The organism is Neobacillus terrae, assembly GCF_011393025.1.
Lineage (GTDB): Bacteria > Bacillota > Bacilli > Bacillales > Cytobacillaceae > Neobacillus_A > Neobacillus_A terrae.
The window spans coordinates 139,331-164,585 of sequence record NZ_JAAOEO010000002.1; the positions used below are offsets into that span (position 1 = coordinate 139,331).

The following is a 25,255-nucleotide window of genomic DNA, read 5'->3' on the forward strand; positions in this document are numbered from 1 at the left end:
GGATGTAACTTTCACCCCTTGGTTTCGTCATTATAAATAAATGATAACAGGGGTGCCAATGTGAAAAGACTTTTCTCTATCTTTATTTTGGTGTTTTTAATGCTTTCAGGCTGTAGTTCTAATCAGGAAGATAGTAAAGTATCCACTGAGAAAATGGATAAGGCAGGAAGCAGTTCAAAATCATCATTACAGAATTCTGCACCACCAAAAGAACAGCAGCAGGAAGAAAAAAAAGAAATGCCAAATCGAATGGTCATTTATCATGCAGAATTGGAGCTCCGGGTAAAGAATTTCGAAAAAACTGTCACATGGCTTGAACAACGTGCAACTGCTTTTGGCGGCTATGTCATTGACTCCAATGTATCAAAAGAGGGCAAAGAGCAGATTAATGGCACTCTTACAATTCGAGTACCACAAAAACATTTCCAGGAGTTTTTGAATGATGCCGAGGGTAAATCAGAAGTTCTTAATCGGCAGGTGACAGGGCAGGATGTTTCGGAGGAATATGTTGATCTGGAATCAAGGCTGAGATCGAAGAAGGCGGTGGAAGCCCGGTTGTTGGAGTTTATGAAAAACGCCGCTAAAACGGAGGACTTATTGAAAATATCGTCTGATCTTTCTTCGGTCCAGGAGGAAATAGAAAAACTGGAAGGGAAAATCAATTTTCTTAGAAACCAAACGGATTATTCAACTGTCACCATCACTTTAAATGAATCTAAAGTCATTGTGCCTCACCTCGATAAAAAATTAAATACATGGGAAAGAATTAAAAAACAATTTGTATTGAGTGCCAATGGTTTATTGACAGTGTTATCAGGGCTTGCTGTATTCTTGATCGGGAATATTCCTGTATTTACAGTTCTTTTTATCTTGGTCGCAAGCATGTTTCTCTTTTATAAAAAAATAAAGAAAAAGAATAATTAGAAAACTTATTCTTATTGTTTAGGTCCTTTAGTTTAGCACGACCTTCCGCGGGTATTTCTATACTGGAGGGCCTATTCTTGCTTAATGGACTTGTGAAAGATATCACAGTTGCTAGTCTACATAAGCATTTTTTATGACAGGGGGAATTTGAATATGGAATTGGACAGTGTAAGCCTGAGCAGGATGCTGACTACAATGACGTTGGCGTTCCACATTATTTTTGCGACAATTGGTGTCGGTGTTCCAGTGATGATATCCATCGCAGAATGGATTGGAATCAGGAAAAATGATGCTCATTACACACTGCTCGCGAGAAGATGGGCAAGAGGTTTTACTATTACAGTTGCTGTTGGTGTTGTTACTGGAACATGTATCGGACTCCAGTTATCAATGCTTTGGCCGAGCTTTATGAGAATTGCAGGTAAAGTGATAAGTCTCCCATTGTTTATGGAAACATTTGCGTTCTTCTTTGAAGCTATCTTTCTTGGAATATATTTATATACTTGGGATCGCTTCAAAAAACCTCTGTACCATTGGCTAATTTCAATTCCCGTTATTCTCGGTTCTTCAGCTTCTGCTGTATTCATTACTTGTGTAAATGCCTTTATGAATACACCTCAGGGATTTAAGCTGAAGGATGGAGCTATTGTAAATATCGAACCTTTTCGTGCCATGTTTAATCCCGCCGCACCATCAAAAATTTTCCATGTATTAACATCCTCTTATATGACAGCAGCGTTTATATTAGCTTCAATTGCAGCTGCGGCTATAATTAGAGGAAAAAAAAGTACTTATTACTATAAATCATTAAAACTTTCTTTGGCAATGGGACTGCTCTTCTCCCTTGCAACAGCCTTAGCAGGGGATGAGTCCGCAAAGTTTCTTGCTGAAAAACAGCCTGAAAAGCTTGCAGCTGCTGAGTGGCATTTTGAGACTGGCAAGGGGGCTGACCTTGTTTTATTTGGTTCTCTGGCAGGCGGGCATAGAGTAGAAAATGCTATTAGAATACCAAAAATGCTAAGTTTTTTAGCTGGTGGTTCTTTAAATACGAAAGTAACGGGACTCGATAAAATACCAGATGACGAGCAGCCTCCTTTATGGATTCATTACATGTTTGATCTGATGGTAAGTATCGGCATGTTTGGCATTGGCATATCTGCCCTTTATTTCATTCTTTTGAAATTCGGAAAGAGCTTTTGTGCGAAATGGCTTTTATGCCTGATAATAGCCTCTGGGCCGCTTTCCATGATTGCTGTTGAATTAGGATGGATCCTGGCAGAAGTGGGAAGACAGCCATGGATTTTAAGGGGATACATGAAGGTGGCAGAAGGTGCAACAAAAGCTGATAATGTCGGTTTAACGTTTGTTATGTTCTTTTTGCTTTATTTAGTTCTTGGAGTTATGTCTGTTTATGTACTGATAAAAATGTTTCGTAATAAACCTGCAGAAGAAGAGTTTGCCAGCCGGTATTCGCGTGTTTCCTGATTGGACAGACCTACTGTTGGGAGGAATAGAAAATGAGGCTTCAAATTTTAGGAATAGTAGTATTATGGATATTTTTATACGGTTATTTAATAGTCGCTTCCGTTGACTTTGGAGCTGGTTTTTTTGCATACTATGGAAAATTAACGAATAAAGACCATATTATTAATCATATTATCAGCCGATACCTTTCTCCAGTTTGGGAGGTTACCAACGTTTTTTTTGTTTTCTTTTTTGTAGGGCTTGTCGGTTTTTTCCCTGAAACGGCTTACTATTATGGAACAGCTTTGTTAATTCCGGGAAGCATTGCCTTGATCCTTCTGGCTATCAGGGGTTCATTTTATGCGTTTGGCAATTATGGTCCAAAATCCAATAGATTTTATTTATTTCTGTATGGTGCTACGGGCCTCTTAATCCCCGCGTCCTTATCTACAGCCCTTACCATTTCAGAAGGAGGCTTCCTGAAAAAGAATGGAGATTCTGTTCAATTCCTTACTGGAGAACTATTCAGAAGCCCTTATTCCTGGTCAGTTGTACTTTTGGCGATTGTATCAGTATTGTTTATAAGTGCCTCTTTTCTGACCTATTATGCAGGCAGGGCAAAAGACGGTGGGGCTATGGAATTATTAAGAAATTTTGCGCTGTTTTGGAGTTTTCCTACTATTATTGCAAGCCTGTTAGTTTTTTTATCTTTAAGGGAGCATAATCCTAAACACTTTCAGAACAGCCTTGAAATATGGTGGATGTTTGCTTTCTCTTTTTTATTCTTTTTAGCCGCAGTCTACCTGATTTATAAGAGAAAGTTACTGGGAACAGCATTTATCCTGGTTATGCTTCAGTTTTTCTTTGCATTCTTTGGATATGGCGCATCTCATCTTCCGTATATACTGTATCCGTATATTACCGTATATTCAGCCTACACAAGTGATACGATGGGAATCACTCTTGTAACAGTTTTTATTGCAGGCCTGGCTTTACTGGTGCCTTCATTAATATTGCTAATGCGCCTCTTTTTATTTAATGCAGATTATGTAAGGGGTCAAAAGTAAGATATTTGCATACAATTGTTTTATACTAAGATGGAAGAGTAATAATCATGTCTTTGTTGGGGGAATCCTTGTGAAAAAGAATTTTGCGGTTATTGGCCTGGGCCGTTTTGGCGGAAGTATCTGCCGGGCTCTTTCAGAACAAGGGCTTGAGGTCTTGGCCATTGACAGCGATGAAGATAGAGTAAATGAATACTCTGCTATTGCTTCTCATGCAGTAGTAGGAGATTCAACAGATGAGGCAGTATTAAAAAGTCTTGGAATACGCAACTTTGACCATGTAATTGTTGCAATTGGAGATAGTATACAAAACAGTATCCTAACTACTCTTATTTTGAAAGAGTTGGGAGTAAGGAATGTTACTGCCAAAGCGCAAAACGACTATCATGAAAAGGTATTGAAAAAGATAGGAGCAGACAAGGTGGTTCATCCTGAGAGGGATATGGGGAGAAGAATTGCTAATAACATTGCTTCCAGCAGCGTATTGGACTACCTTGAGCTTTCCGACAAACATAGCATTGTTGAAATTATAGCGAATGAGAAGCTGGGCGGTCATACGATTCTTCAATTGGATATAAGAGCACGTTATGGCCTTAATATTGTTGCCATAAAAAGAGGCAGTAATATTATTGTCTCTCCACAGGCAAGTGAAACTATTCTATCTGAAGATGTCTTGATCGTAATTGGAACCGATGAAGATATTAACCGTTTTGAAAAGAAAGTAATGAAATAAAGAAAAGTGGAGGCGCCCGTTAAGCGCCTAAATAGTCCTAATCTCATCCAAACCACAAAAAAAGAAGCAGGCACGCGGCCTGCTTCTTTTTTTATACCTCCATGATGATCGGAAGGATCATAGGGCGGCGTTTCGTTTTTTCATAAAGGAATGGAGCCAATGTATCTGTAATTTCATTTTTGATTTCGGACCATTGGGTTGTTTTTCTTTCCATAACTTTGTTTAGATGTTTGGTTATTAAAGTTTGTGCGTCATTGATAAGGTCACCGGATTCTCTCATATAAACAAATCCTCTTGAGATAAGATCAGGGCCGGCTGCAATTTTAAAGTCTTTCATATTAATGCTGACCACTACAACCACTAGGCCTTCCTCAGAGAGGATTCTGCGGTCACGCAACACGATATTACCGATATCACCAATACCGCTTCCGTCAATATAAACATTGCCTGAAGGGATTTTTCCTGCAACTTGAGCAGTATCCTGAGAAAGAGCAAGAACTTCGCCATTATCCATTATAAAACAATTTTCTCCAGCAACTCCGCAATCAACAGCAAGCTTTGTATGCATTTTTTGCATGCGGTATTCACCGTGTATCGGCATAAAGAATTTTGGCTTTATTAAACGAAGCATAAGCTTTTGCTCTTCCTGCCCGCCGTGTCCTGAAGTGTGAATATCGCTTAGTTTGCCATGAATAACCTCTGCACCAGCTCTAAAAAGAGAGTTAATGGTACGGCTGACACTGATGGTATTGCCAGGGATAGGAGAAGATGAGAAAACAACTGTATCCCCAGGAATGATCTGGATTTGTCTATGCGTTCCGTTTGCAATTCTGGACAGGGCTGCCATTGGTTCACCCTGGCTGCCAGTACAAAGTATAGTAACCTTATTGGCCGGCAGTCGGTTGATTTGCTGAGAATCAACAAATGTATCTTTTGGAGCCCTTATATATCCTAAATCTAATCCGATTTCTATAGCGGCTTCCATGCTGCGTCCAAAAACGGCAACTTTTCTTCCATTTGTCACCGCAGCTTCTACGACCTGCTGAAGACGGTGAATATTTGAAGCAAAGGTTGCAAAGATAACCCTTCCATCCACTTTCCGGAAAATATCCTGAATGCTTTCACCAACTCGGCGTTCAGACATGGTGAAATCAGGAACTTCACTGTTTGTACTGTCAGAAAGGAGACAAAGAACTCCCTCTTTACCGATTTCAGCCATTTTGGTCAGGTTGGCTGGCTCACCCACTGGTGTAAAATCGAATTTAAAATCTCCCGTATGAACTATTTGGCCAGGAGGGGTTTTTACTACGATTCCGTAAGAATCAGGGATGCTGTGGGTAGTTCGGAAAAAAGTAACAGAAGTTTTTCTGAACTTGATAATGTCATCTTCTTTAATTTCAATCAGCTTAGTCGTACGGAGAAGCCCATGCTCTTCAAGCTTATTTCTAATTAAGCCCAAAGCAAGCTTGCCTCCGTAAATAGGTACATTTATTTGTTTTAGTAAATACGGAATTCCGCCAATGTGGTCTTCATGTCCATGAGTTACAAAAAGGCCTTTAATTTTTTCCTCGTTTTTAACCAGATATGTATAATCCGGTATTACGTAATCAATACCAAGGAGTTCATCTTCAGGAAACTTGATTCCTGCATCAATTAAAATTATCTCGTCCTGAAATTGAACTCCGTAAGTATTCTTACCGATTTCACCAAGACCACCCAGTGCGAAAACGGCAGTTTGATCGTTTTTAACAAATTTCATAAATTATCAAATCTCCAATACTTTAAAGTCTTCATTTTGTTGTTCATATTCTAAAAAAGCTCCTTTGACTGCTTGTACAAATTCAACATTATAGTCATAGTTAGCCAATTTCTTTCTAACATCTCTTTCAGATTCGCCTTCCACGAATACTGATTTTGTGTTTTCTCTTACAGGTACCTGTCTAATGCTTTCTTGAAAATAAACTTTAAAAATCATTTAAATCGCTCCTTAATCCACATAACTTTTTCTATTATATAAAATTTTTATAACTTTTTCATTTATTTTATTTAATAAGGATGATTACCATCAAATGGATAGAGATGAAAATGCAAGCAAAACGGCTGCTGTTTACAAATTTACAATAAGGAAGGAGCCCTTCGCAAGTTTGAAGGGCTCAAAGTTTCAGGCAATCGTTTTTTTTCTGAGCAATTCTTTCCACTGTTTCAAAAGCTTTTCTCTTAGCTTCCTTAACATTGTGGATCATCTCCTTACTTCTTATTTTATACCATCCTTGTCCAATGTAAAGTGGGCAGGATACCGAAAAGAAGTTTTTTAAAAAATAAAAGTATCTATATATCACTATTATATGATGAATCAATTAAGAATTTCATGGGTAAACATGGAAAAACTTGTCCCGTTAATAAATTGACAATTTTAAAGAGAAGGTTTACTGTTTTTGATATTATATAGGTACACATTTAAAAATGAAGTTTTAAAGGCATTAAGTGGCTTTGCTGCGGGCTTATTTAAGCTTCCTCAAAGAAATTATTAAACATATTTTTAAAAAAACACCGGAGGGATGGGGATGAGCAAATTATATGGTGCCTTAATAGTTCTGAGTCTAATATGGGGCACTTCTTTTTTATTTATGAAAATTTTGCTTGAAGCGCTTGATCCAGCTGTTATTGTTTTTGGACGCTGTTTCTTTGGATTTTTAATCCTGGGAATTATTTATATGATAGTGAAGAGAGGCCAAATGAACGGAAGAAAGTTGCCCTGGGGAAAAATAACTTTTGTCGCTTTGATGAATAATGTAATTCCCTGGCTATTTATTTGCTCAAGTGAGACAAAAATTTCTTCTAGCCTTGCCTCCATTATTAATGCCATTACACCTATATGGACTTTGGTAATTGGCTTCTTAATTTTTTCTTCCCCTCTGAGAAAGAATCAATGGGTAGGTATAATAGTAGGCTTTATTGGAATTTTTATATTATCGGAAATAAAACCGGGTGATTTTAACGCGGGTCACTTATCTGGCGTTCTATTAATGTCTTGTGCCACCTTTTGCTATGGAGTAGGTTCACATCTTTCCAAGAAGTTCTTAAGCCATTTGTCTGTATTGGAAACATCATTTTTAACAATGGCCATTTCGGCTGCAATGAGCCTTGTTTGGGTGCTATTAACAGGACCGGGCCGCTTGGCAGGATTATTCGATGCCTCTGTCATTTTGCCCTTTGTAGGTCTTGGTGTCCTGGGATCGGGAATTGCTTACTTGCTTTATTACTTCCTAGTTCAAAAGGGAAGCCCGGAATTTGCATCCTTGGTTACTTACTTGGCGCCTGTTTCCGCAATACTGTGGGGAGCGTTGCTTTTAAATGAAGAGATCCATGCCTCAATGATAATTGGATTGGCTGTTATCTTCGCAGGTGTTTATATTTCTTCTCTTAAAGTAAAAGGGAAAACGGGAAAAAAAGCAGCAGCTTAGTTTTAAATCAACAAGAAAAGGAGCTTTTCATGAAAAAAATTGTCTTTTTTGATATAGATGGTACACTGCTTGATCATGACAAAAATTTGCCCTCAAGTACGAAAGAGGCTATAGAAGAACTGAAAAAAAATGGAGTTTTTGTGGCTATTGCTACAGGAAGAGCTCCATTTATGTTTGAAAACCTTCGTAAGGAATTGGATATTGATTCATTTGTGAGTTTTAACGGACAGTATGTTGTATTCGAAAATCAGGTTATTTATGAAAATCCGCTTAATGAAACAGAAATGGAAAAACTCTTGGAATTATCAATGCACAATTCGCATCCAGTTGTATTCATGAATGAAAAAACAATGAAAGCAAACGTTTCTCAGCACCCCTATATTGAGGAAAGCTTAGGGACATTAAAATTTACTCATCCTGAAGAGGATGCTGGTTTTTATAAAGGCAGAAAGCTCTATCAGTCCCTTTTATTTTGTGAGGAAGGTACAGAAAACCAGTATAGAAACGAATTTTCTTCTTTCCATTTTATAAGATGGCATCCATATTCAGTGGATATTCTTCCTGCGGGTGGGTCCAAAGCAGAAGGAATTAAAAAAATGATTTCCAGGCTTGGTTTTCAAATGAAAGATGTATACGCATTTGGTGATGGTTTGAATGATATTGAAATGTTAAAAGCTGTTGGTACAGGTGTAGCAATGGGAAATGGCGAGAATGAAGCCAAGAAGCATGCAGATCTAGTGACTAGTGACGTTGCAGAAGACGGCATACGAAACGGCTTGATAAAATTGAAATTAATATAAAGCTTTAATGGAGAATAGAAGCGAATTGTAGGAACTTGGCATTAGGCAATTGCTTTTGGCGGAAGCCTTAGTTTTTCTTATAGTATTGATCATGAGCTTATTCAATGTCATGCGGGGTTAGCAGGACTGGCTCAACGCCGCCCCGCGGAAACCGATTGCCTGGTAATGGAAATCAATAGGCCTCTTTACAAAAATAAAGCCGCCAGCTGGCGGCTTTATTTTTGGGATTAAGTATGGTTAAATTTATGTCTTATCTTTCTATCGCAATAGCGTTTTCAATTGGTTTGTAGGGGTCATTCTTATCGATTAGATCATAGAACATAATTCCGTTCAAATGGTCAATTTCGTGTTGAAAACAAATTGCCGGAAGCCCCTTTAAACGAAGTTTCACTTCTTTTCCTTCGAGGTTATAGCCCTTTACTGTAACACGTGCAAACCGAGGCACATATCCCTCTATAACTTCATCAACTGATAGGCAGCCCTCACCTGAAAGTAAATAGGAACGCTCTACTGAATGGCTGGCTATTTTTGGATTGAAAAGAGCATAGCTATACAATACACCTTTATTATCATAGACATGAACGGCGATCATTCTTTTTGAAACATTAATTTGTGGGGCCGCAAGTCCGATTCCTGGCCGCAAACCATATTGAGCTGCAATTTCAGCGTTTTGGCTGTTTTGCACATATTCCATTATATCCAATAAAGTTTTTTTATCTTCTTCCGATGGCGGCATTGGAACTTCTTCAGCTGTTTTTCTTAGTGTTGGATGGCCATCTCGGATTATATCCTCCATCGTTAACATGATCATTTCACTCCTGTATAAAAACTTGCTAATATATGTCTTCCATATTCATAATACTATCAAACAATTTATAAAAAGTTAATAATGGTGAACTATTTCTTGGGAAGGTTAACTCGTTAGGATTTAAATTACGGAGTAGAATTAAAAAGGGAGAAGAATTCCCCTCCTCCCTACTCCTATTATTTCCAGCAGGCACAGCCAACAATAATTAATAAAATAAATAGAACGACAATTAAAGCAAAGCCCCCGCCCAATCCAAATCCGCAGCCGCCTGCAGCTGGGTAAGCGTAACCACCGCATCCACCATAACCACCGCATCCACCATAACCATACATAAGAATAACCTCCTCCTATTTTTCCGCCACCGGTTTTCTATTATGTCTTGCCGGGTCAGTAGTATAAATTATGAACCTAGGCAATAGTCTGTATAGGCCCCTGCCCAGTAATAAAAATAAAAAATATTTATAAAATAAGTTGGAGGGACAAGTATTATTTCAGCGCCGGCTTGTTCAAAAACAGAGGATTGTCAAACAGATTTATAATAGATATAGTTAGAAAGTATTAAATGTTAGGGGGATTAGCTGGTGTCGTTTTTACTGAAATTTCGTTTAGCGTTAGCAATCTTTACAGCTATCATTATAGCCGCGGGCTGTGGACAGCAAAAAACGCCTGAGGATAAAATCTACAGTATACTGGAAAAGGTAGTTACAGCAGAAAAAGGGTTTGAGGATCAGCAGAATCCCCTTACCGCGTTAGAGAAACAGGAGAAGGAACTTTTTGATAAGATCATGGGGCTGGGCATGAAAAAGAATGAAGAAGTTTCTAAGCTGTCTGATCAAGCTCTTTCATTGGCAGAAGAGAGAAAAAACCATATAGATAAGGAACAAAAAAGTATCGAGGCATCAAAAAATGAATTCAAAAAGACAGATGATGTTATAGACGAGTTAAAGGATAAAGAATTAAAAGCAAGCGCATTAAAACTTTCCAATATTATGATGGACAGATATGCTGCTCATGACCAGCTCTACCTTGAATATTTAAATGGCATTCAGCAGGATGAAGATCTATACCGTTTATTAAAGAAAGATAATGTTTCGCTGGATGAACTTGAAGCTCAAATTAATAAAATTAATAAAACGTATCGAAATATACTTGTGATCAACGATAAATTCAATGATTTAACCGAGAAATATAACAAGCAAAAAGAACTTTTTTATAAAAAAGCGGGTTTTAAGGTAAAAGAGAATAGTTAATAAGAAAATCGGCTTCGGCCGATTTTCTTATCGTTTAGGAAATTATAGATTTTTACCTTGTGGATAACTTGAACTAGGTTATTGTAATCCAGCTCCAGCGCCCAGCCCCTCGGGGTCATAAGCCAAATCACTTCAGAAATCAGGATTTCCTACGTGATTCGTCTTATGCCTGTTGGGGCTAACCCGGGGCGCTTGCGCCTTTTGTTCTTTTTGGCTAATCAGAATATATATCCATAAATTCTGAAGGCATAAGAAAAAATAGGGCATCAGCCAAAAGGGCTTAGCGAATGCCAAGTTTTTCTAATAGTTTTTATTACGTTTTTGTTGGCAGGGAATCCGCGACATTCCTCTAAAAAGCATTCGTGTTTACTTCGACCAGTGCCTATTCTAGGAAGCTTGTTAAATGTCCTATGGAAAAAAGGGCTGCCCGGCCTAAAGGCCCTGGAATCGCCGAGTTTTCTATTAAAGAAGTTAACAGATACTAATGCAAAAAAATTGGCAACACAAATAAATGGAATAAAAGCTATTCACAGTTATTCCAGGGTAGAGCCATTTTTTTTAAAACGAGAGTGGGTGTGTTAAAACAGTGAACAATTAGTAATACAGTTTTGTTAATTATTGTAGTACAGTTCACTAAAAAAGTTTATTTTGTTTCCAACTTGGGTATGATGAAAAATTTATGTGCAATGTAATTGACGGGGTTTAACTCTTGATGTAAACTCAGAATGTAAAAAAAACATTGTATTAATATATTTACATAAACTACTGATACAGTATTTTCGGCGTTTAATTCCAAAATTGTGTTTTTGGCGGCATGAAGTGTGGAAAACTATAAAGTGCCGTTTTTTTGGACTACGAGTGCAGGAACGTTAGGGAACAACGCCGCTGCCTGATAAAGTGAGAATCGGCACCATAAAATCTTCAGCATTATTTGCTTTTTTGGGCAATCTAAAAGAGTGTATGTAAATTACTTTAATGTCTTTTAAGAAAGGAAGAGGTGACCCAGATGGCTTCTAATACAAAGAAGGCACAAAAGTTCGATGCGAAAAAGTCGCTCGAGACTGTAGAAGAACAATTTCAGACGCTTCAAATTTTAAACGAGGAAGGCGAAGTCGTTAATGAGGCGGCAATGCCTGAGTTAAGCGATGAACAACTTCAGGAATTAATGAGACGCATGGTTTATACTCGTATCCTTGACCAGCGTTCCATTTCGCTCAATCGTCAGGGCAGACTTGGTTTTTACGCACCAACTGCAGGGCAGGAAGCATCACAGCTTGCATCTCAATTCGCACTTGAAAAGGAAGACTTTATTTTACCTGGATACCGTGATGTTCCTCAGTTAATTTGGCATGGACTTCCGCTTTATCAGGCATTCTTATTCTCACGCGGGCACTTCCAGGGCAACCAGATTCCTGAGGGTGTAAACGTAATTTCTCCACAAATCATCATTGGCGCTCAGTATGTTCAGGCTGCTGGTGTTGCTTTAGGAATGAAAAAGAACGGTTCAAAATCGGTTGCTATCACATATACAGGTGACGGCGGTGCGTCACAGGGAGACTTCTACGAAGGAATTAACTTTGCGGGTGCTTTTAAAGCTCCAGCTATTTTCATTGTTCAAAATAACCGTTTCGCAATCTCTACTCCTGTTGAAAAGCAATCTGCCGCAAAGACAGTTGCTCAAAAAGCAGTTGCAGCAGGTATTCCTGGAATTCAGGTTGATGGCATGGATCCATTGGCAGTTTATGCAGCAGTACGTGAAGCACGTGAACGTGCTGTTAACGGAGAAGGCCCAACACTAATTGAAACTTTAACTTACCGTTATGGCCCTCATACAATGGCTGGGGATGACCCTACTCGTTATCGTACTTCTGAGCTTGATAACGAATGGGAAAAGAAGGATCCACTTGTACGTTTCCGTAAATTCCTTGAAAACAAAGGACTATGGAATGAAGAAAAAGAGAACGAAGTAATTGAAAAAGCAAAAGAAGAAATTAAAGAAGCAATTAAAAAAGCAGATGCGGCACCAAAACAAAAGGTAACAGACCTAATGTCTATTATGTTTGAAGAAATGCCTCAAAACCTTAAAGAACAATATGAAATTTACAAAGCAAAGGAGTCGAAGTAAGTCATGGCTCAAATGACAATGATTCAAGCAATTACTGATGCGTTGCGTACAGAGCTGCGCAACGATCCTAAAACCCTAGTGTTCGGAGAAGACGTTGGCGTAAATGGCGGCGTATTCCGTGCAACTGAAGGACTTCATAAAGAATTTGGGGAAGACCGGGTATTTGATACTCCTCTTGCTGAATCAGGTATCGGAGGTCTTTCAATCGGGCTTGCTTTAACAGGTTTCCGTCCTATCCCTGAAATTCAGTTCTTTGGCTTTGTTTTTGAAGTAATGGACTCTATTGCCGGCCAAATGTCACGTGCGCGCTACCGTTCAGGCGGTCGCTATAATATGCCAATTACAGTTCGTTCACCATTTGGCGGTGGGGTGCACACTCCTGAGCTCCACTCAGACAGCTTAGAAGGTTTAATGGCGCAAACTCCTGGATTAAAAGTAGTTGTACCTTCAACTCCTTATGATGCAAAGGGATTATTGCTTTCTGCAATCCGAGATAATGACCCTGTAATTTTCCTTGAGCACTTAAAGCTGTACCGTGCTTTCCGCCAGGAAGTTCCTGAAGAAGAATACACTATTCCACTTGGAAAAGCAGATGTTAAGCGTGAAGGTACTGATTTGTCAATCATTACTTACGGTGCAATGGTTCATGAATCATTAAAAGCTGCCGAAGAGCTTGAAAAAGAAGGACATTCAGTAGAGGTAATAGACCTTCGTACCATCAGTCCGCTTGATATTGATACTATTATCGCTTCGGTTGAAAAAACAGGCCGTGCGATGGTGGTTCAGGAAGCTCAAAAGCAAGCCGGAGTAGCAGCAAACGTTGTTGCTGAAATTAATGACCGTGCTATTTTAAGTCTGGAAGCACCTGTTTTACGTGTAGCCGCAGCTGACACAGTGTACCCATTCTCACAGGCAGAATCTGTATGGCTTCCAAATTACAAAGATGTAATCGAAACAGCTAAAAAAGTTCTAACTTTCTAATAGCAACTGGGAAATAGGAAACTGTTTCCCTCCTGTTTTTTTACAATCATAAAGAAATTAACGTTAAATAGGAGGATGAATCATAGTGTCATTCCAATTTAAAATGCCTGACATTGGTGAAGGTATTCATGAAGGCGAAATCGTCAAATGGTTTATAAAAGCCGGCGATAAGGTTCAGGAAGATGACGTTCTTTGCGAAATCCAAAATGATAAAGCTGTCGTTGAAATTCCATCTCCAGTAGAAGGTACTGTTATTGAAGTATTAATAGGTGAAGGAACTGTCGCTACTGTTGGACAGGTACTTGTAACCTTCGACGCACCTGGATATGAAGATCTTCAGTTTAAAGGTGACGAAGCAGCAAACGAAGAAAAAACAGAAGCTCAGGTTCAATCTACACTTGAAGCTGGCCAGGATATTAAAAAAGAGGCAGCGGCTCCTCAGGCAGCCGACACAGCAACAGGAGCCGGTGCACAGCCCCAGGCTGACGTTGACCCAGACCGCCGTATTATTGCGATGCCTTCTGTACGTAAATATGCACGTGAAAAAGGCGTAGATATTCGCCTTGTTGCAGGTACAGGCAAAAATGGCCGGGTTATGAAAAACGATGTAGATGCGTTCTTGACTGGAGGGGCTGCCGCTCCAACTGCTCAAGCAGCATCGGCTGAAGCTGCACCACAAACTGTAACTGAAACAGTACCTCCTGCTGCATCAATTCCACAGGGTGAATATCCTGAAACTCGTGAAAAAATGAGTGGAATTCGTAAAGCAATTGCTAAGGCTATGGTTAACTCCAAGCATACTGCACCACACGTTACTTTAATGGATGAAGTAGATGTAACAAAACTAGTTACTCACCGCAAGAAATTCAAAGAAGTTGCTGCTCAAAAGGGCATCAAGCTTACATTCTTGCCTTATATCGTAAAGGCATTAACAAGCGCGCTTCGTGAATTTCCTGCGTTAAATACATCTTTGGATGATGCAACAAGTGAGATTGTCCATAAGCATTACTATAATATTGGTATTGCAGCGGATACTGAAAAAGGTTTATTAGTACCAGTTGTTAAGGATGCAGACCGTAAATCAATCTTCTCCATCTCAAATGAAATTAATGAACTTGCAGGAAAAGCACGTGAAGGTAAACTTGCACCAAACGAAATGAAAGGTGCTTCATGTACGATTTCCAATATTGGTTCTGCAGGCGGCCAATGGTTTACTCCAGTAATTAATCATCCTGAAGTGGCTATTCTTGGCGTTGGACGTATTGCAGAGAAGCCAATTGTTAGAGATGGTGAAATTGTCGCTGCTCCAGTTCTTGCATTATCATTAAGCTTTGACCACAGAATGATTGATGGAGCTACTGCTCAAAATGCATTGAACCATATTAAGCGTTTATTGAACGACCCAGAACTATTGTTAATGGAGGGATAATAAATGGTAGTAGGAGATTTTCCAATCGAAACTGAAACTATAGTCATTGGTGCCGGACCTGGCGGTTATGTTGCCGCAATCCGTGCTGCACAGCTTGGACAAAAAGTAACGATTGTCGAAAAAGCAACCGTTGGTGGCGTCTGCTTGAACGTAGGATGTATTCCATCAAAAGCTCTAATTTCAGCTGGCCATCGTTTTGAGAATGCTAAGCATTCCGAAAACATGGGTGTAATTGCTGAAAATGTATCCCTTGATTTCTCGAAGGTACAGGCTTTTAAAGAAAGCGTTGTAAAGAAATTGACTGGCGGTGTTGGTGGCCTTTTAAAGGGAAATAAAGTGGATATCGTGCAAGGTGAAGCTTATTTCGTTGATTCCAATACACTTAAGGTTATGGATGAAAAATCATCCCAGACTTATACATTTAAAAATGCTATTGTTGCAACAGGTTCCCGTCCGATTGAAATCCCAGCTTTCAAATATTCAAAACGTGTTTTGGATTCAACTGGCGCTCTAAATCTTCAGGAACTTCCAAAGAGCATTGTCGTAATTGGTGGTGGTTATATTGGAACTGAGCTCGGCGGAGCATACGCAAGCTTTGGAACAAAAGTAACAATCCTTGAGGGTGCGGATGAAATCCTGAATGGATTTGAAAAGCAAATGTCTGCTCTTGTAAAGCGTAACCTTAAGAAAAAGGGTGCGGAAGTAATTACAAAAGCATTGGCTAAAGGTGTAGAAGAGAGAGAAGACGGCGTAACAATTACTTTTGAAGTAAAAGGCGAAGAACAAAAAATTGATGCAGATTATGTATTCGTCATGGTTGGCCGCCGTCCGAACACTGATGAGCTAGGTCTGGAACAGGCAGGCGTGGAACTAAGTGAGCGCGGGCTCATCAAGATTGACAAACAATGCCGTACAAATGTGAGCAGCATATATGCAATTGGTGACATTGTTGCAGGACCGCCTCTTGCACATAAAGCATCTTATGAAGCGAAAGTTGCAGCTGAAGCAATTGCCGGCCATACTTCTGAAATCGATTATCTTGCCATTCCTGCAGTTGTATTCTCTGACCCAGAATTGGCCTCAGTAGGTTACACTGAACAGCAAGCTAAGGAAGAGGGCATTGAAATTGTTGCTGCTAAATTCCCATTCGCAGCGAATGGACGTGCTCTTTCCTTAGACGAGCCAGATGGTTTTATGAAGCTAGTGACCCGCAAAGAAGATGGATTATTAATCGGTGCACAGATTGCTGGTACAGGTGCGTCTGATATGATAGCTGAGATGGGTCTTGCGATTGAAGCAGGAATGACAGCAGAAGATGTTGCCATGACAATTCACGCACATCCAACTCTTGGAGAGATTTCTATGGAAGCAGCCGAAGTTGTTCTTGGCAGCCCAATCCACATCATGAAGTAAGAGAAAAAAGCCTTTCCGGCAACGGAAAGGCTTTTTAATTTGTTTGTAAAACTCTCGACACAGGCTGTGTTATCTGTTCTTTTGAAACTGCACCATTTATATTTATCATCACTTGATTTTTATAGATTACCAATAAAGCAGGACGTGTCTGATCATGGTAAGAAGTTATATATTCCTCCTTTTCATCAGCGGGAAGAACCTGCATCGAATGCATTTCTTCTGGGAAGTCCTTTTTTAATTCAAGTAAAGCATCATAATATGCCGCTTCCTGATTAATTTCTTTTTCGTTGGAAAAGAAAATTATCTGTTTTATATCTTTATTTATCTCAATGTTTTTTTCAGTATGTCTTTTATCGCAAGAGGCGTTAAGAACCAATAAAGAAACCATCACAATATAAGGAAGTATTTTCATTACTCGGATAGCCCTCGCTTTGTATTTTTTTAAAATCTGCCACTGCCTTTGGATTAGAAACGAGAAAATTCCAGGGTAAATAATTGACCTAAATTAAATAATTCCCTCTTTTTGTATATTCATTTTATCATGGCAATATTTCTAATTTTGGCTTGTCACCCAAATGTTATATAAATGAAAAATAACTTATCGATTCACAACATATAATCATAAAACATCAGGGTCCGGCAAAGAGATATAAATCCGTGGCGGTGGTATAATGAAAATTTATGTGGTTATTCTTCTGCAATTAATTCTTTGGAGTGGGTATACGCTTACCTCATGGCTATCAAAGCATGACCAGCCCGTTTTCAATATCATTATGTTTTTTATTTTCTTTTACTTGGCTTTTCAGATAGGGAACTCAATTACAAAATCAGCCAGGATGACTTTATTTATAACTGCTTTCAGTCTTGCTTTGTATGGGTCGTTCCATATGACAATGACCCTTATTTCCCATTAAAAAAACACAGCTTATTGCTGTGTTCTGTTTTTCGACAAAACGGGGTTCAGAAAGCTTAATTCCGACCCCCTATTTTAATTAATAAGAAGTAATAAAGTTTTCTCTTTTAAATTGTCTAGCTCAAGCGCCCAGCGAAATTCAGTGCGATGTAAATTTCTGTATGCTTTCCTTGTGCTATCGCATGTCCTTCGTGAGGTGTTGATTCCAGAGGCTTACTCAATGTCCTGCGGGATTAGCGGGACAGGTGAGACCCCACAGGCGTATGCGCCGAGGAGAAAGAAGAACGGAGGTGTCTTGTTCAGCCCCGACAAGCGCTGAATTATGCCAGGCTCCCCGCGCCCCGCGTGGGAATGGAAATCAACAGGCGTCCTCTACTAAAATAAATAGACTGTAGGCAAGCTCGATTTTCATCGAGTTTTTCTACAGTCTGAACCTTACTTATAGCCTGTGTTATTTTTTGTATGGAATATCCTTTTTAAAAAAGCGAATAATGATGCTGATCAGTGAAAATAAAAGAGCAAACAGGATTATAAATGAAATGATAAAAGGCACAAAGCTAAAATCAGTTTTCTTTTTTATAGGGGATTGAAACTTCACTTCCAATGGATATTGTTTATCTACATCAGGAAGAACCACAGTTTGTCCAACAAAAGGGATAGGCCCACCGAAATGAACCGTTTGATTCAAATCTGTAGGTTTCTTCTCAAAATAGCTTTTAAAATAATAGGGAGAAGCAATCGTGAGCCCCAGGCTGATAATAAATACAATGATGAATTTTCCTTTAGACATTAAAATCCTCCGTATTAAAATAACTTAAGTTCTTAAAATAAAGAACAGCCGGCTAGCTGTTCTTTAAAAGAATTTTTGTGGTCTTACTTCTTTCTTGGATTATAATACATTACTCTGCCATTAAACAAATGAAGCTCTGCTTGAAGCTTCTTGCCGAGGAATTTACAAAATTCATTAGCTTTCCCTTTGTCCCCATAGGTACAGCCTTCAGGAAGTGTGACCTGGACGAACGATTGTTCCCGCACTGTGCCGTCTTCATCCTGAACATTTTCCTTATCGACACCTAGAAGAATGGCGTAGTATTTTTCATGGTCGGAGTGAAGATAGAACCACTTACCTTTACCTTCAGCTGTTTCTTTTATTTCATATGGAAAAGCCATTTCACTATAGGACCAATCGACCTGATTGCCAGTTTTACTGGTTATTTGTTTATAATACAAAAAAAGTTCCTTTACTTCATCAACCGATATATCAGTTTTTGCTGATGAAGGTACGAGTTTAATATATGCATTTTCAGCCATGTCCAGTTCCCCCTAAACACTTTTACTCCTTACTTACATTCTAGCACTCTGTAAAAAAGAATGACAACAGGTTGCCAGAAGAAAATCCATAATTATTGCTTTATATTGAAATTTGAATTATAATAATATTCTAACAATTTATAAAGGAGGAGTGAAATGAATTTCTTCGAAAAGCTCTATGACGAGCATGAAAATGTTAAAGTACGCTTTGTCGGATTTGCCACTGATGAAGCAAGATATGACTTTGGGATCGTCTTTACAAATATGTTTTTCGGAAAGCCTCTGGTAGTATGTATGCAAACAGGCCGTTCAACTCTCCTTGACTCCCATGATATAAAAGACACTGAACATTTGCAGAAAGTTTTTAAAATAAATAGTAAAAAACAGGCTGCAGAATTAAGTGAATTTTTCTCTGAAACCATTCCTTCTATCCCATTTGAGACCCAATATGAATAATATTTAAAAAGGCAGACCTTTAAAGGTCTGCTTTTTTAGTATGTTTTATTAAATATGTTATACAATTTAGGCTTGATATTATAATAATGTTATATTATTATTAATATATGAATCATAAAGCGCTTTCAAATAAATCAATTGGAAAAGGGGATTGATAAAATGGGTACTATCGTATGTCAGGCTTGCAACTCTACTATTGATCATTTTGAAGATGAAAAAGTGACCGTCCTATATTCCAACTGTAAAACGTGCAGCAGCCACAACCATTCAGATGAAGAAGATATAATGAATTAATAAAAAACATATTTAAAACAGGGCTCCCATTGCGGAAGCCCTGTTTTTTTAGCGAACGACACTTTTGCTTATTGAATTATCGTATGGCTTTGTATTCTTTAATTACATGTATCATTTTAAGCTCATCATCTTCAGGCCCCTGGACCGGAAGCCCTACTTCAAGGTTTTTCTTAATATAATGTAAATTTTCCTTTGTAATGATTTCACCCGGGATAAAAATTGGAATTCCTGGAGGGTATACCATTACAAACTCCGCAATAATACGTCCTTCAGATTCTGCAAAAGGTATAATCTCTGTTTCCGCATAGAATGCATCTCTTGGTGTGAGTGCCAGAACAGGAATATCAGGGAGTAGAACCTGAAGGGGAGCAACCTTCTCAGCCCGATGGGCACATTCATCTTCAAGTGCTTTTAATGCCTCTACCAGGATATCTCCCTCGCGGTCAGTATCACCTAAAGTGATAATACAAAGAATATTGTAAATATCCGATAATTCCACTTCAATATTAAACTTTTCACGAAGCCAATTTTCCACTTCATAACCAGTGAGACCCAGATCCTTAACTGAAATAATTAATTTGGTTGGATCATAGTCGAAAGCAGCTTTTGAACCCAAAATTTCTTCACCAACACAATAAATATGTTCGAATTCATTGATTCGTTTTCTTATTGACTGTGCCAAATTTATTGTTTTGTCAATCAGCTTACGGCCTTCTGTTGCGAGTCTTCTTCTTGCTACATCTAATGAGGCTAAGAGAAGGTAGGAAGTAGAAGTGGTTGTCAGCATGCTTAAAATGGACTGAACGCGATTTGCTGAGACTAGGCCTTCTCGAACATTTAAAATCGAGCTTTGAGTCATGGATCCGCCTAGTTTATGAACACTCGTTGCTGCCATATCTGCACCTGCCTGCATGGCTGACAATGGAAGATCCTCATGGAAATGAATGTGCACCCCGTGTGCCTCATCAACCAAAACAGGAACACTGTAGGAGTGTGCAATTTCAACTATCTTCCTAAGATCGGCTGAAACACCGAAATAAGTTGGATTAATAACAAGTACCCCTTTAGCATCAGGATGTTGTGAAAGAGCCTTCTCTACAGCATCTGTTGTAATTCCATGAGAAATACCAAGCTCCACATCAATCGCCGGATGAATGAAGACTGGGATTGCCCCTGAAAAAACAATGGCTGACATTACTGATTTATGAACATTTCTTGGGACAATAATTTTGTCCCCAGGTCCGCAGACAGCCATTACCATGGTCATGATAGCGCCGCTTGTTCCCTGTACCGAAAAAAATGTATGATCTGCCCCAAAAGCTTCAGCAGCAAGGTCCTGAGCTTTTTTTATTATCCCTTTTGGGGAATGCAGGTCATCCAATGGGCCAATATTAATTAAATCGATTGAAAGGGCATTATCACCAATAAAATTACGGAATTCAGGATCAATTCCTGCTCCTTTTTTATGTCCGGGTATGTGAAATTGTACCGGTTCTTTTTTCGCATGTTCAACTAATCCGCTAAATAACGGTGTTTCAAATTGTGACAATATAGCTTCACACCTCTTTACATCAAATTGCAATTCATAATAAAAAGTCATAAAACAAATGAATTATAGCATTATTAGCTTTCATTGCATAGAAATATGTTACTTTGTTAACCTGTGTCGATTTTAGTTTTTCTTCTTAAAAGGAAATTTAACCTTGAAAGACGAAATTACAGTAAACCACTAGTTAGCAGGAGGAGAAATATGAACTGGAATACAAGAGTAACAGAACTTTTAAACATTAAATATCCAATTATTCAAGGGGGGCTTGCCCATCTTGCCTATTCGGAGCTTGCAGCTGCTGTTTCAATTGCAGGCGGATTAGGCCAAATTACGGCAATGTCTCTTAATGAACCGGCAGAACTACGGGAAGAAATCAGGAAAGTAAGAAAATTGACAGACAAGCCTTTTGGGGTTAATTTTGCCATTGGCCAGCACGGAAGGCCATTTGAGGACTTTGTTAATATTGCCGTAGAGGAAAAAGTTCCAGTCATTTCAATGACAGGAGGCAATCCTGCACCAGTATTTGACTTGCTTAAAGGAAGTAAGGCAAAAAAATTAGTTTTGGTTGCCGCGAGAAGGCAGGCAATAAAGGCGGAGCAATTAGGAGCAGATGCGGTAATGGTTGTAGGTCAGGAAGGTGGTGGACATCTGGGAAAAGATGATATTGGGACAATGGTTCTTATACCAAGAGTAGTTGATTCCGTTTCTATTCCTGTAATAGCTTCAGGAGGCATTGGGGATGGCAGAGGTTTAATGGCTTCACTTGCACTGGGTGCAGAAGGAATTGAGATGGGTACCAGATTTATTGCTACCAAAGAATGCGTTCATGCCAGCGAGGTCTATAAAAAACTTCTTATTGAAGGTACTGAGTCAGATACCACTATTATAAAACGATCTTTAGGGGCTCCAGCCAGGGCGATTGCCAGCCAATGGACGAATAAAATCCTCGAGCTTGAAAGCGAAAACCGTGGTTATGAAGAATTAAAGGACTATGTTAGCGGGAAAGCCAATAAAAAATTAATTTATGAAGGCAGTTTAGATGAAGGCTTTGGATGGGCTGGCCAGGTTATGGGATTAATAAATGATATTCCCAGTGTCGCTGAACTGTTTCAAAGAACTATAGGAGAAGCGGAGAGAATCAGAGGCAAATGGGGGAATAGGTAAATTGAAATTAGGACTAAAAATCAGTAAAATGGTTTCATTGACTGAAAGCAGGTGAACAGAATGGAATATCAATACCCTATTGATTATCATTGGTCTACAGATGAAATAGTGGATGTAATCAAATTTTACGAAAGCATCGAGAAAGCCTACGAAAAAGGTGTTGGCAGAGAAGATCTAATGGCAGCATACAGAAGGTTCAAGGAAATTGTTCCTGGGAAATCGGAGGAAAAAAAGCTTTGCGGTGAATTTGAAGACATTAGTGGGTACTCTCCGTATCGAACAGTAAAAAAAGCTAAGGAAGCCTCTTCAAACGAGAAAATTATAATGCGAAACTAAAAATATTTATTACAAAAGAAGCTCCCTGGTAAATTTCAAGGGAGCTTTTCTATTTAGATAAAACGCAAAGTCTGTACCATTAGTATCTGCCTAATAATTTGCCAGTATTTATATAAGATAGAAAGTTTCTATTTCAATCCCTTGCTATTTAAGGTTTATGACAATTTATATAGGGGTAATAATTTTCTAAACACATTATCAATTTCCTTGAGCAGCAAAGATGGGCCCATCTTAACAACTTCATCCCGGTCAATTTGCAAACCACAAAGAATCTCAGCTTTTTTGACCGTTTTCAAGCGTTTAAAAAGGGCAGCTAAGTCTTCTTTTGATAGCTCGCTGTGCTTCACAGCTCCAGGCTTTGTATGATCGCTAGACCAGGAAAAGCGGCCCGGTATCTTTGAATATAAGCTATCAATGTGTTTCTCAAAAGCTTCGCCGATTTTCTCCTTTTGTGGAGACTCATAAATGACTGCAAACCATATAAATAAATGAGTTTCCCAAAGGCCGATTTGGAAATGCGGAAGCATCTTATATCCGCGTGGATTATTCGCAAATGCAACCCAGGTGTCTTTAGGAGGATTAACTGTACGACGTGCATGTTTAGCAACATGAACGAACATTTCATCGCCAGCCATTACGGATAAAACAGGTCCGAAGGTATCACCTAAACTTTCAAGCTTGGGACGAATTTTTCCCTTAATTGCATCCATTCTGGCGTCTAATCCATCTATAGTAAAAACATCGAAATCATCATGAGTAAAACCTGTAAAATCCATCTTGTCCTCCTGTATTCGAATTTCATCATTATTTTAGCATAATACAGGACCAACAAGAAATTTTGAAGCATTCAAAGAAATTGGGTAAAAACACAAATTAGTTGCAACCTGGGAGGGTTGCTCATACTATAATAGTAAAAAATCTGAAAAATCAGATTGAAAACTAGGAAAGGGTGCATTTAAATGAAACAATTAATTAGTTCAACCAGAAAGAAAGCAGTGGAGAAAGAAAGGACAACGATTTTACGATTAGAGATGGACTATGAGCTGGCAACATTATTCGAAGCAATGAACGAAAATAATGAAGAACAAAAGAAAAGCTGCAAGCAAAGGCTGGAAAGAATCAGACAGGAACTTCTGAGGTTAAAAGCCCTTTAATATAAAATATTAATATAGGCTCCGCCTTCTTCCAGGATAAAATGGGGCTAAGGGGATTCTGGATTAACATGAATAGAAGTAAACTAGGACACTGTCCATCATAAAACGAACTCTTGCTGATCATCGAGAGTTCGTTTATTATTTTTAGATTTTATTTTTTTCCGGTTTTCTCCAATTCCTTAAATAAAAATGTCGCTTTTTTCATTGCAAGAAAGTAAAAATAAATTAAGCAGGGTAGTATAAAATTTGCCGGGATTATATATTTTTAATAAGCTAAAAATAGACAGTAGCAAATGTTTTTTACATAAAAAGATATAAGAACAAGTGGAGGGCTGGAAATGAATTGGGATAATATTGATACACATGCTAAAAACTGGGTAAAGGAAGCTGGAGAAAAAATTCGTTCTTCCTTTGATAAAACATTAGATATCAGAACGAAGTCCAACCCAAACGATCTTGTTACTAATATAGATCAGGAAATTGAACAATTTTTTATTAAAAAAGTCAGGGAAACTTTTCCGGAACATAAGATCCTTGGTGAAGAGGGTTTTGGAGATAAATTTGAATCACTCGATGGAATTGTATGGATCATTGATCCAATTGATGGTACTATGAATTTCGTTCATCAGCAAAGAAATTTTGCTATTTCTCTGGGTGTATATGAAAATGGCGTTGGCAAAATTGGCATGATTTATGATGTTGTTCATGATGAGCTTTATCATGCTATGAGTGGACAGGGTGCTTACATGAATGGTGAAAAGCTTCCGGTAAGTGAAGACAGAACCGTTAAAGAAGCGATTATCGCCCTGAATGCGACATGGGTTATGGAAAACCGGAGAATAGACCATAATCTTCTTATCCCGCTTGCCAGAGAAGTACGGGGGACCAGATCTTATGGATCTGCTGCTTTGGAATTGGTTTTTGTAGCAACAGGAAGGCTTGATGCTTATATTTCACTTCGTCTCGCACCGTGGGATGTTGCAGGCGGGGCTGTCATAGTGGAAGAACTTGGAGGCAAGGTAACCAACATGCGGGGCGAAAAACTTGATTTCCTAACTCAGGATACCTTGCTTGTTGCCAGGCCAGGCCTGCACGAAACCATTCTAAGGGACTATCTTATGAATGGGCAATGGGAAAAAAACTCGGACTCTGAATGAGGAACAAATACCTTTTCCTTCAACAATCATATTTCCAAAAAAGCTGCCAAAAACTAAAGGTTTTGGCAGCTTTCTTTATTATCCTGAAAAGGACAGGTTATCATTTTCTTATAATTGTCCATTTTCCCTCAATTTCTTCTTTGTTTTAAAACCAAATCCCATAATTAGAATCAAAGCTATAATACAGCCGATTCCACCTAGGATGCTTTTTTCTGCTATTGCAACACCTATACCCATAATTGCACAAGCTGCTAAAATTGCAAACGCGAGCATATTCCATTTAATTTGTTTCATATTAGACATCCCCTTAAAAAAATGCTTTAACGCAAAATAAGGCAAACCAAAAATTTCTAAAAAAATTTTGCTTTCATTAATTTCTATTGTACAATAAAATGATTTTAGGTTTCTACTGTAAATATGGTATAATGTTTTAGTTGTGAATGGGAAGCTTAAAAAATAAGGTTAT

Annotated in this window: 28 protein-coding genes; 18 read left to right on the plus strand and 10 right to left on the minus strand. The window is 38.6% G+C overall.

Annotated features, from left to right (window positions below; all coding sequences use genetic code 11):
• The first annotated feature begins 60 nt into the window (after nucleotides 1-60).
• The 4 genes from G8761_RS03155 to G8761_RS03170 all read left to right on the plus strand — a co-directional run bounded on the left by G8761_RS03155 (nucleotide 61) and on the right by G8761_RS03170 (nucleotide 4,185).
• Nucleotides 61-924: a DUF4349 domain-containing protein gene (locus G8761_RS03155; RefSeq protein WP_338000908.1), complete on the plus strand. Its 864-nt coding sequence runs from the start codon at nucleotides 61-63 to the stop codon at nucleotides 922-924.
• A gap of 153 nt (nucleotides 925-1,077) precedes the next feature.
• Nucleotides 1,078-2,409, plus strand: coding sequence for a cytochrome ubiquinol oxidase subunit I (locus tag G8761_RS03160; RefSeq protein WP_166023586.1), 1,332 nt, complete (start codon nucleotides 1,078-1,080; stop codon nucleotides 2,407-2,409).
• Between the two features lie 32 nt (nucleotides 2,410-2,441).
• Complete coding sequence (locus G8761_RS03165) at nucleotides 2,442-3,455, plus strand: cytochrome d ubiquinol oxidase subunit II (protein ID WP_166023588.1); 1,014 nt, start codon at nucleotides 2,442-2,444, stop codon at nucleotides 3,453-3,455.
• Between the two features lie 70 nt (nucleotides 3,456-3,525).
• Nucleotides 3,526-4,185 (plus strand): NAD-binding protein, encoded by a 660-nt coding sequence (locus tag G8761_RS03170; RefSeq protein ID WP_166023590.1) that lies wholly within the window; start codon nucleotides 3,526-3,528, stop codon nucleotides 4,183-4,185.
• A gap of 91 nt (nucleotides 4,186-4,276) precedes the next feature.
• Here the strand turns inward: G8761_RS03170 and rnjA are convergent, their stop codons facing one another.
• Together rnjA and G8761_RS03180 are read right to left on the minus strand one after the other, a co-directional pair.
• Nucleotides 4,277-5,944, minus strand: a complete 1,668-nt coding sequence (rnjA, locus tag G8761_RS03175) for a ribonuclease J1 (protein ID WP_166023592.1) — start codon at nucleotides 5,942-5,944, stop codon at nucleotides 4,277-4,279.
• A 6-nt stretch (nucleotides 5,945-5,950) separates the two neighbouring features.
• The gene (locus G8761_RS03180; protein WP_166023594.1) at nucleotides 5,951-6,160 is read right to left on the minus strand and encodes a DNA-dependent RNA polymerase subunit epsilon; all 210 of its coding nucleotides are present in this window, start codon (nucleotides 6,158-6,160) and stop codon (nucleotides 5,951-5,953) included.
• A 589-nt stretch (nucleotides 6,161-6,749) separates the two neighbouring features.
• On the opposite strand from G8761_RS03180, the gene G8761_RS03185 reads away from it, so the two are divergent.
• Together G8761_RS03185 and G8761_RS03190 are read left to right on the plus strand one after the other, a co-directional pair.
• Nucleotides 6,750-7,649 carry a DMT family transporter gene (locus G8761_RS03185; protein WP_166023596.1) on the plus strand — a complete coding sequence of 300 codons (900 nt, stop codon included), beginning with the start codon at nucleotides 6,750-6,752 and terminating at the stop codon, nucleotides 7,647-7,649.
• A gap of 29 nt (nucleotides 7,650-7,678) precedes the next feature.
• A complete protein-coding gene (locus G8761_RS03190; RefSeq protein WP_166023598.1) occupies nucleotides 7,679-8,449 on the plus strand; it encodes a Cof-type HAD-IIB family hydrolase in 771 nt (256 codons plus the stop codon).
• A 250-nt stretch (nucleotides 8,450-8,699) separates the two neighbouring features.
• On the opposite strand, the gene def is transcribed toward G8761_RS03190, so the two are convergent.
• Nucleotides 8,700-9,254, minus strand: coding sequence for a peptide deformylase (def, locus tag G8761_RS03195; protein WP_166023601.1), 555 nt, complete (start codon nucleotides 9,252-9,254; stop codon nucleotides 8,700-8,702).
• Between the two features lie 179 nt (nucleotides 9,255-9,433).
• Nucleotides 9,434-9,589, minus strand: coding sequence for a YjcZ family sporulation protein (locus tag G8761_RS03200; RefSeq protein WP_166023603.1), 156 nt, complete (start codon nucleotides 9,587-9,589; stop codon nucleotides 9,434-9,436).
• A 249-nt stretch (nucleotides 9,590-9,838) separates the two neighbouring features.
• On the opposite strand from G8761_RS03200, the gene G8761_RS03205 reads away from it, so the two are divergent.
• The 5 genes from G8761_RS03205 (at nucleotide 9,839) to lpdA (ending at nucleotide 16,455) form a co-directional block, all read left to right on the plus strand.
• Nucleotides 9,839-10,507: a YkyA family protein gene (locus G8761_RS03205; RefSeq protein ID WP_166023605.1), complete on the plus strand. Its 669-nt coding sequence runs from the start codon at nucleotides 9,839-9,841 to the stop codon at nucleotides 10,505-10,507.
• Between the two features lie 1,006 nt (nucleotides 10,508-11,513).
• The gene (pdhA, locus tag G8761_RS03210; RefSeq protein ID WP_166023607.1) at nucleotides 11,514-12,632 is read left to right on the plus strand and encodes a pyruvate dehydrogenase (acetyl-transferring) E1 component subunit alpha; all 1,119 of its coding nucleotides are present in this window, start codon (nucleotides 11,514-11,516) and stop codon (nucleotides 12,630-12,632) included.
• A 3-nt stretch (nucleotides 12,633-12,635) separates the two neighbouring features.
• A complete protein-coding gene (locus G8761_RS03215; protein ID WP_166023609.1) occupies nucleotides 12,636-13,613 on the plus strand; it encodes an alpha-ketoacid dehydrogenase subunit beta in 978 nt (325 codons plus the stop codon).
• A gap of 85 nt (nucleotides 13,614-13,698) precedes the next feature.
• Nucleotides 13,699-15,042, plus strand: a complete 1,344-nt coding sequence (locus G8761_RS03220) for a 2-oxo acid dehydrogenase subunit E2 (protein WP_166023611.1) — start codon at nucleotides 13,699-13,701, stop codon at nucleotides 15,040-15,042.
• 3 nt (nucleotides 15,043-15,045) lie between these two features.
• Nucleotides 15,046-16,455 (plus strand): dihydrolipoyl dehydrogenase, encoded by a 1,410-nt coding sequence (lpdA, locus tag G8761_RS03225; RefSeq protein ID WP_166023613.1) that lies wholly within the window; start codon nucleotides 15,046-15,048, stop codon nucleotides 16,453-16,455.
• Nucleotides 16,456-16,489: 34 nt separating this feature from the next.
• Here lpdA and G8761_RS03230 read toward each other — a convergent pair whose 3' ends face one another.
• The gene (locus G8761_RS03230; RefSeq protein ID WP_166023615.1) at nucleotides 16,490-16,867 is read right to left on the minus strand and encodes a small peptidoglycan-associated lipoprotein; all 378 of its coding nucleotides are present in this window, start codon (nucleotides 16,865-16,867) and stop codon (nucleotides 16,490-16,492) included.
• 259 nt (nucleotides 16,868-17,126) lie between these two features.
• Here G8761_RS03230 and G8761_RS03235 point away from each other — a divergent pair, with 259 nt between their 5' ends.
• Nucleotides 17,127-17,369, plus strand: a complete 243-nt coding sequence (locus G8761_RS03235) for a hypothetical protein (RefSeq protein ID WP_166023617.1) — start codon at nucleotides 17,127-17,129, stop codon at nucleotides 17,367-17,369.
• Nucleotides 17,370-17,819: 450 nt separating this feature from the next.
• Here G8761_RS03235 and G8761_RS03240 read toward each other — a convergent pair whose 3' ends face one another.
• Both G8761_RS03240 and G8761_RS03245 read right to left on the minus strand, forming a co-directional pair.
• Nucleotides 17,820-18,158, minus strand: coding sequence for a hypothetical protein (locus G8761_RS03240; RefSeq protein ID WP_166023618.1), 339 nt, complete (start codon nucleotides 18,156-18,158; stop codon nucleotides 17,820-17,822).
• 83 nt (nucleotides 18,159-18,241) lie between these two features.
• Nucleotides 18,242-18,679: a DUF1885 family protein gene (locus tag G8761_RS03245; protein WP_166023620.1), complete on the minus strand. Its 438-nt coding sequence runs from the start codon at nucleotides 18,677-18,679 to the stop codon at nucleotides 18,242-18,244.
• 156 nt (nucleotides 18,680-18,835) lie between these two features.
• On the opposite strand from G8761_RS03245, the gene G8761_RS03250 reads away from it, so the two are divergent.
• Together G8761_RS03250 and G8761_RS03255 are read left to right on the plus strand one after the other, a co-directional pair.
• Nucleotides 18,836-19,135, plus strand: coding sequence for a DUF3055 domain-containing protein (locus tag G8761_RS03250; protein ID WP_166023623.1), 300 nt, complete (start codon nucleotides 18,836-18,838; stop codon nucleotides 19,133-19,135).
• A 159-nt stretch (nucleotides 19,136-19,294) separates the two neighbouring features.
• Nucleotides 19,295-19,429, plus strand: a complete 135-nt coding sequence (locus tag G8761_RS03255; protein ID WP_166023625.1) for a GapA-binding peptide SR1P — start codon at nucleotides 19,295-19,297, stop codon at nucleotides 19,427-19,429.
• A gap of 76 nt (nucleotides 19,430-19,505) precedes the next feature.
• Here G8761_RS03255 and G8761_RS03260 read toward each other — a convergent pair whose 3' ends face one another.
• Nucleotides 19,506-20,978, minus strand: coding sequence for an aminotransferase class I/II-fold pyridoxal phosphate-dependent enzyme (locus G8761_RS03260; RefSeq protein ID WP_166023627.1), 1,473 nt, complete (start codon nucleotides 20,976-20,978; stop codon nucleotides 19,506-19,508).
• Nucleotides 20,979-21,179: 201 nt separating this feature from the next.
• Between G8761_RS03260 and G8761_RS03265 the strand changes: the two genes are divergently transcribed.
• Together G8761_RS03265 and G8761_RS03270 are read left to right on the plus strand one after the other, a co-directional pair.
• Complete coding sequence (locus tag G8761_RS03265) at nucleotides 21,180-22,142, plus strand: NAD(P)H-dependent flavin oxidoreductase (RefSeq protein WP_166023628.1); 963 nt, start codon at nucleotides 21,180-21,182, stop codon at nucleotides 22,140-22,142.
• A 60-nt stretch (nucleotides 22,143-22,202) separates the two neighbouring features.
• On the plus strand, nucleotides 22,203-22,478 hold the full coding sequence (locus tag G8761_RS03270; protein ID WP_166023630.1) for a UPF0223 family protein: 276 nt from the start codon (nucleotides 22,203-22,205) through the stop codon (nucleotides 22,476-22,478).
• Between the two features lie 155 nt (nucleotides 22,479-22,633).
• Here G8761_RS03270 and G8761_RS03275 read toward each other — a convergent pair whose 3' ends face one another.
• Nucleotides 22,634-23,254 carry a YktB family protein gene (locus G8761_RS03275; protein WP_166023632.1) on the minus strand — a complete coding sequence of 207 codons (621 nt, stop codon included), beginning with the start codon at nucleotides 23,252-23,254 and terminating at the stop codon, nucleotides 22,634-22,636.
• A 183-nt stretch (nucleotides 23,255-23,437) separates the two neighbouring features.
• Between G8761_RS03275 and G8761_RS03280 the strand changes: the two genes are divergently transcribed.
• Entirely contained in the window at nucleotides 23,438-23,632 is a 195-nt protein-coding gene (locus G8761_RS03280) for a hypothetical protein (RefSeq protein ID WP_166023634.1), read from the plus strand.
• Between the two features lie 338 nt (nucleotides 23,633-23,970).
• Nucleotides 23,971-24,789, plus strand: coding sequence for an inositol monophosphatase family protein (locus G8761_RS03285; RefSeq protein WP_166023636.1), 819 nt, complete (start codon nucleotides 23,971-23,973; stop codon nucleotides 24,787-24,789).
• 108 nt (nucleotides 24,790-24,897) lie between these two features.
• Here G8761_RS03285 and G8761_RS03290 read toward each other — a convergent pair whose 3' ends face one another.
• Nucleotides 24,898-25,083 (minus strand): YlaF family protein, encoded by a 186-nt coding sequence (locus G8761_RS03290; protein ID WP_166023638.1) that lies wholly within the window; start codon nucleotides 25,081-25,083, stop codon nucleotides 24,898-24,900.
• Between the last annotated feature and the right edge of the window lie 172 nt (nucleotides 25,084-25,255).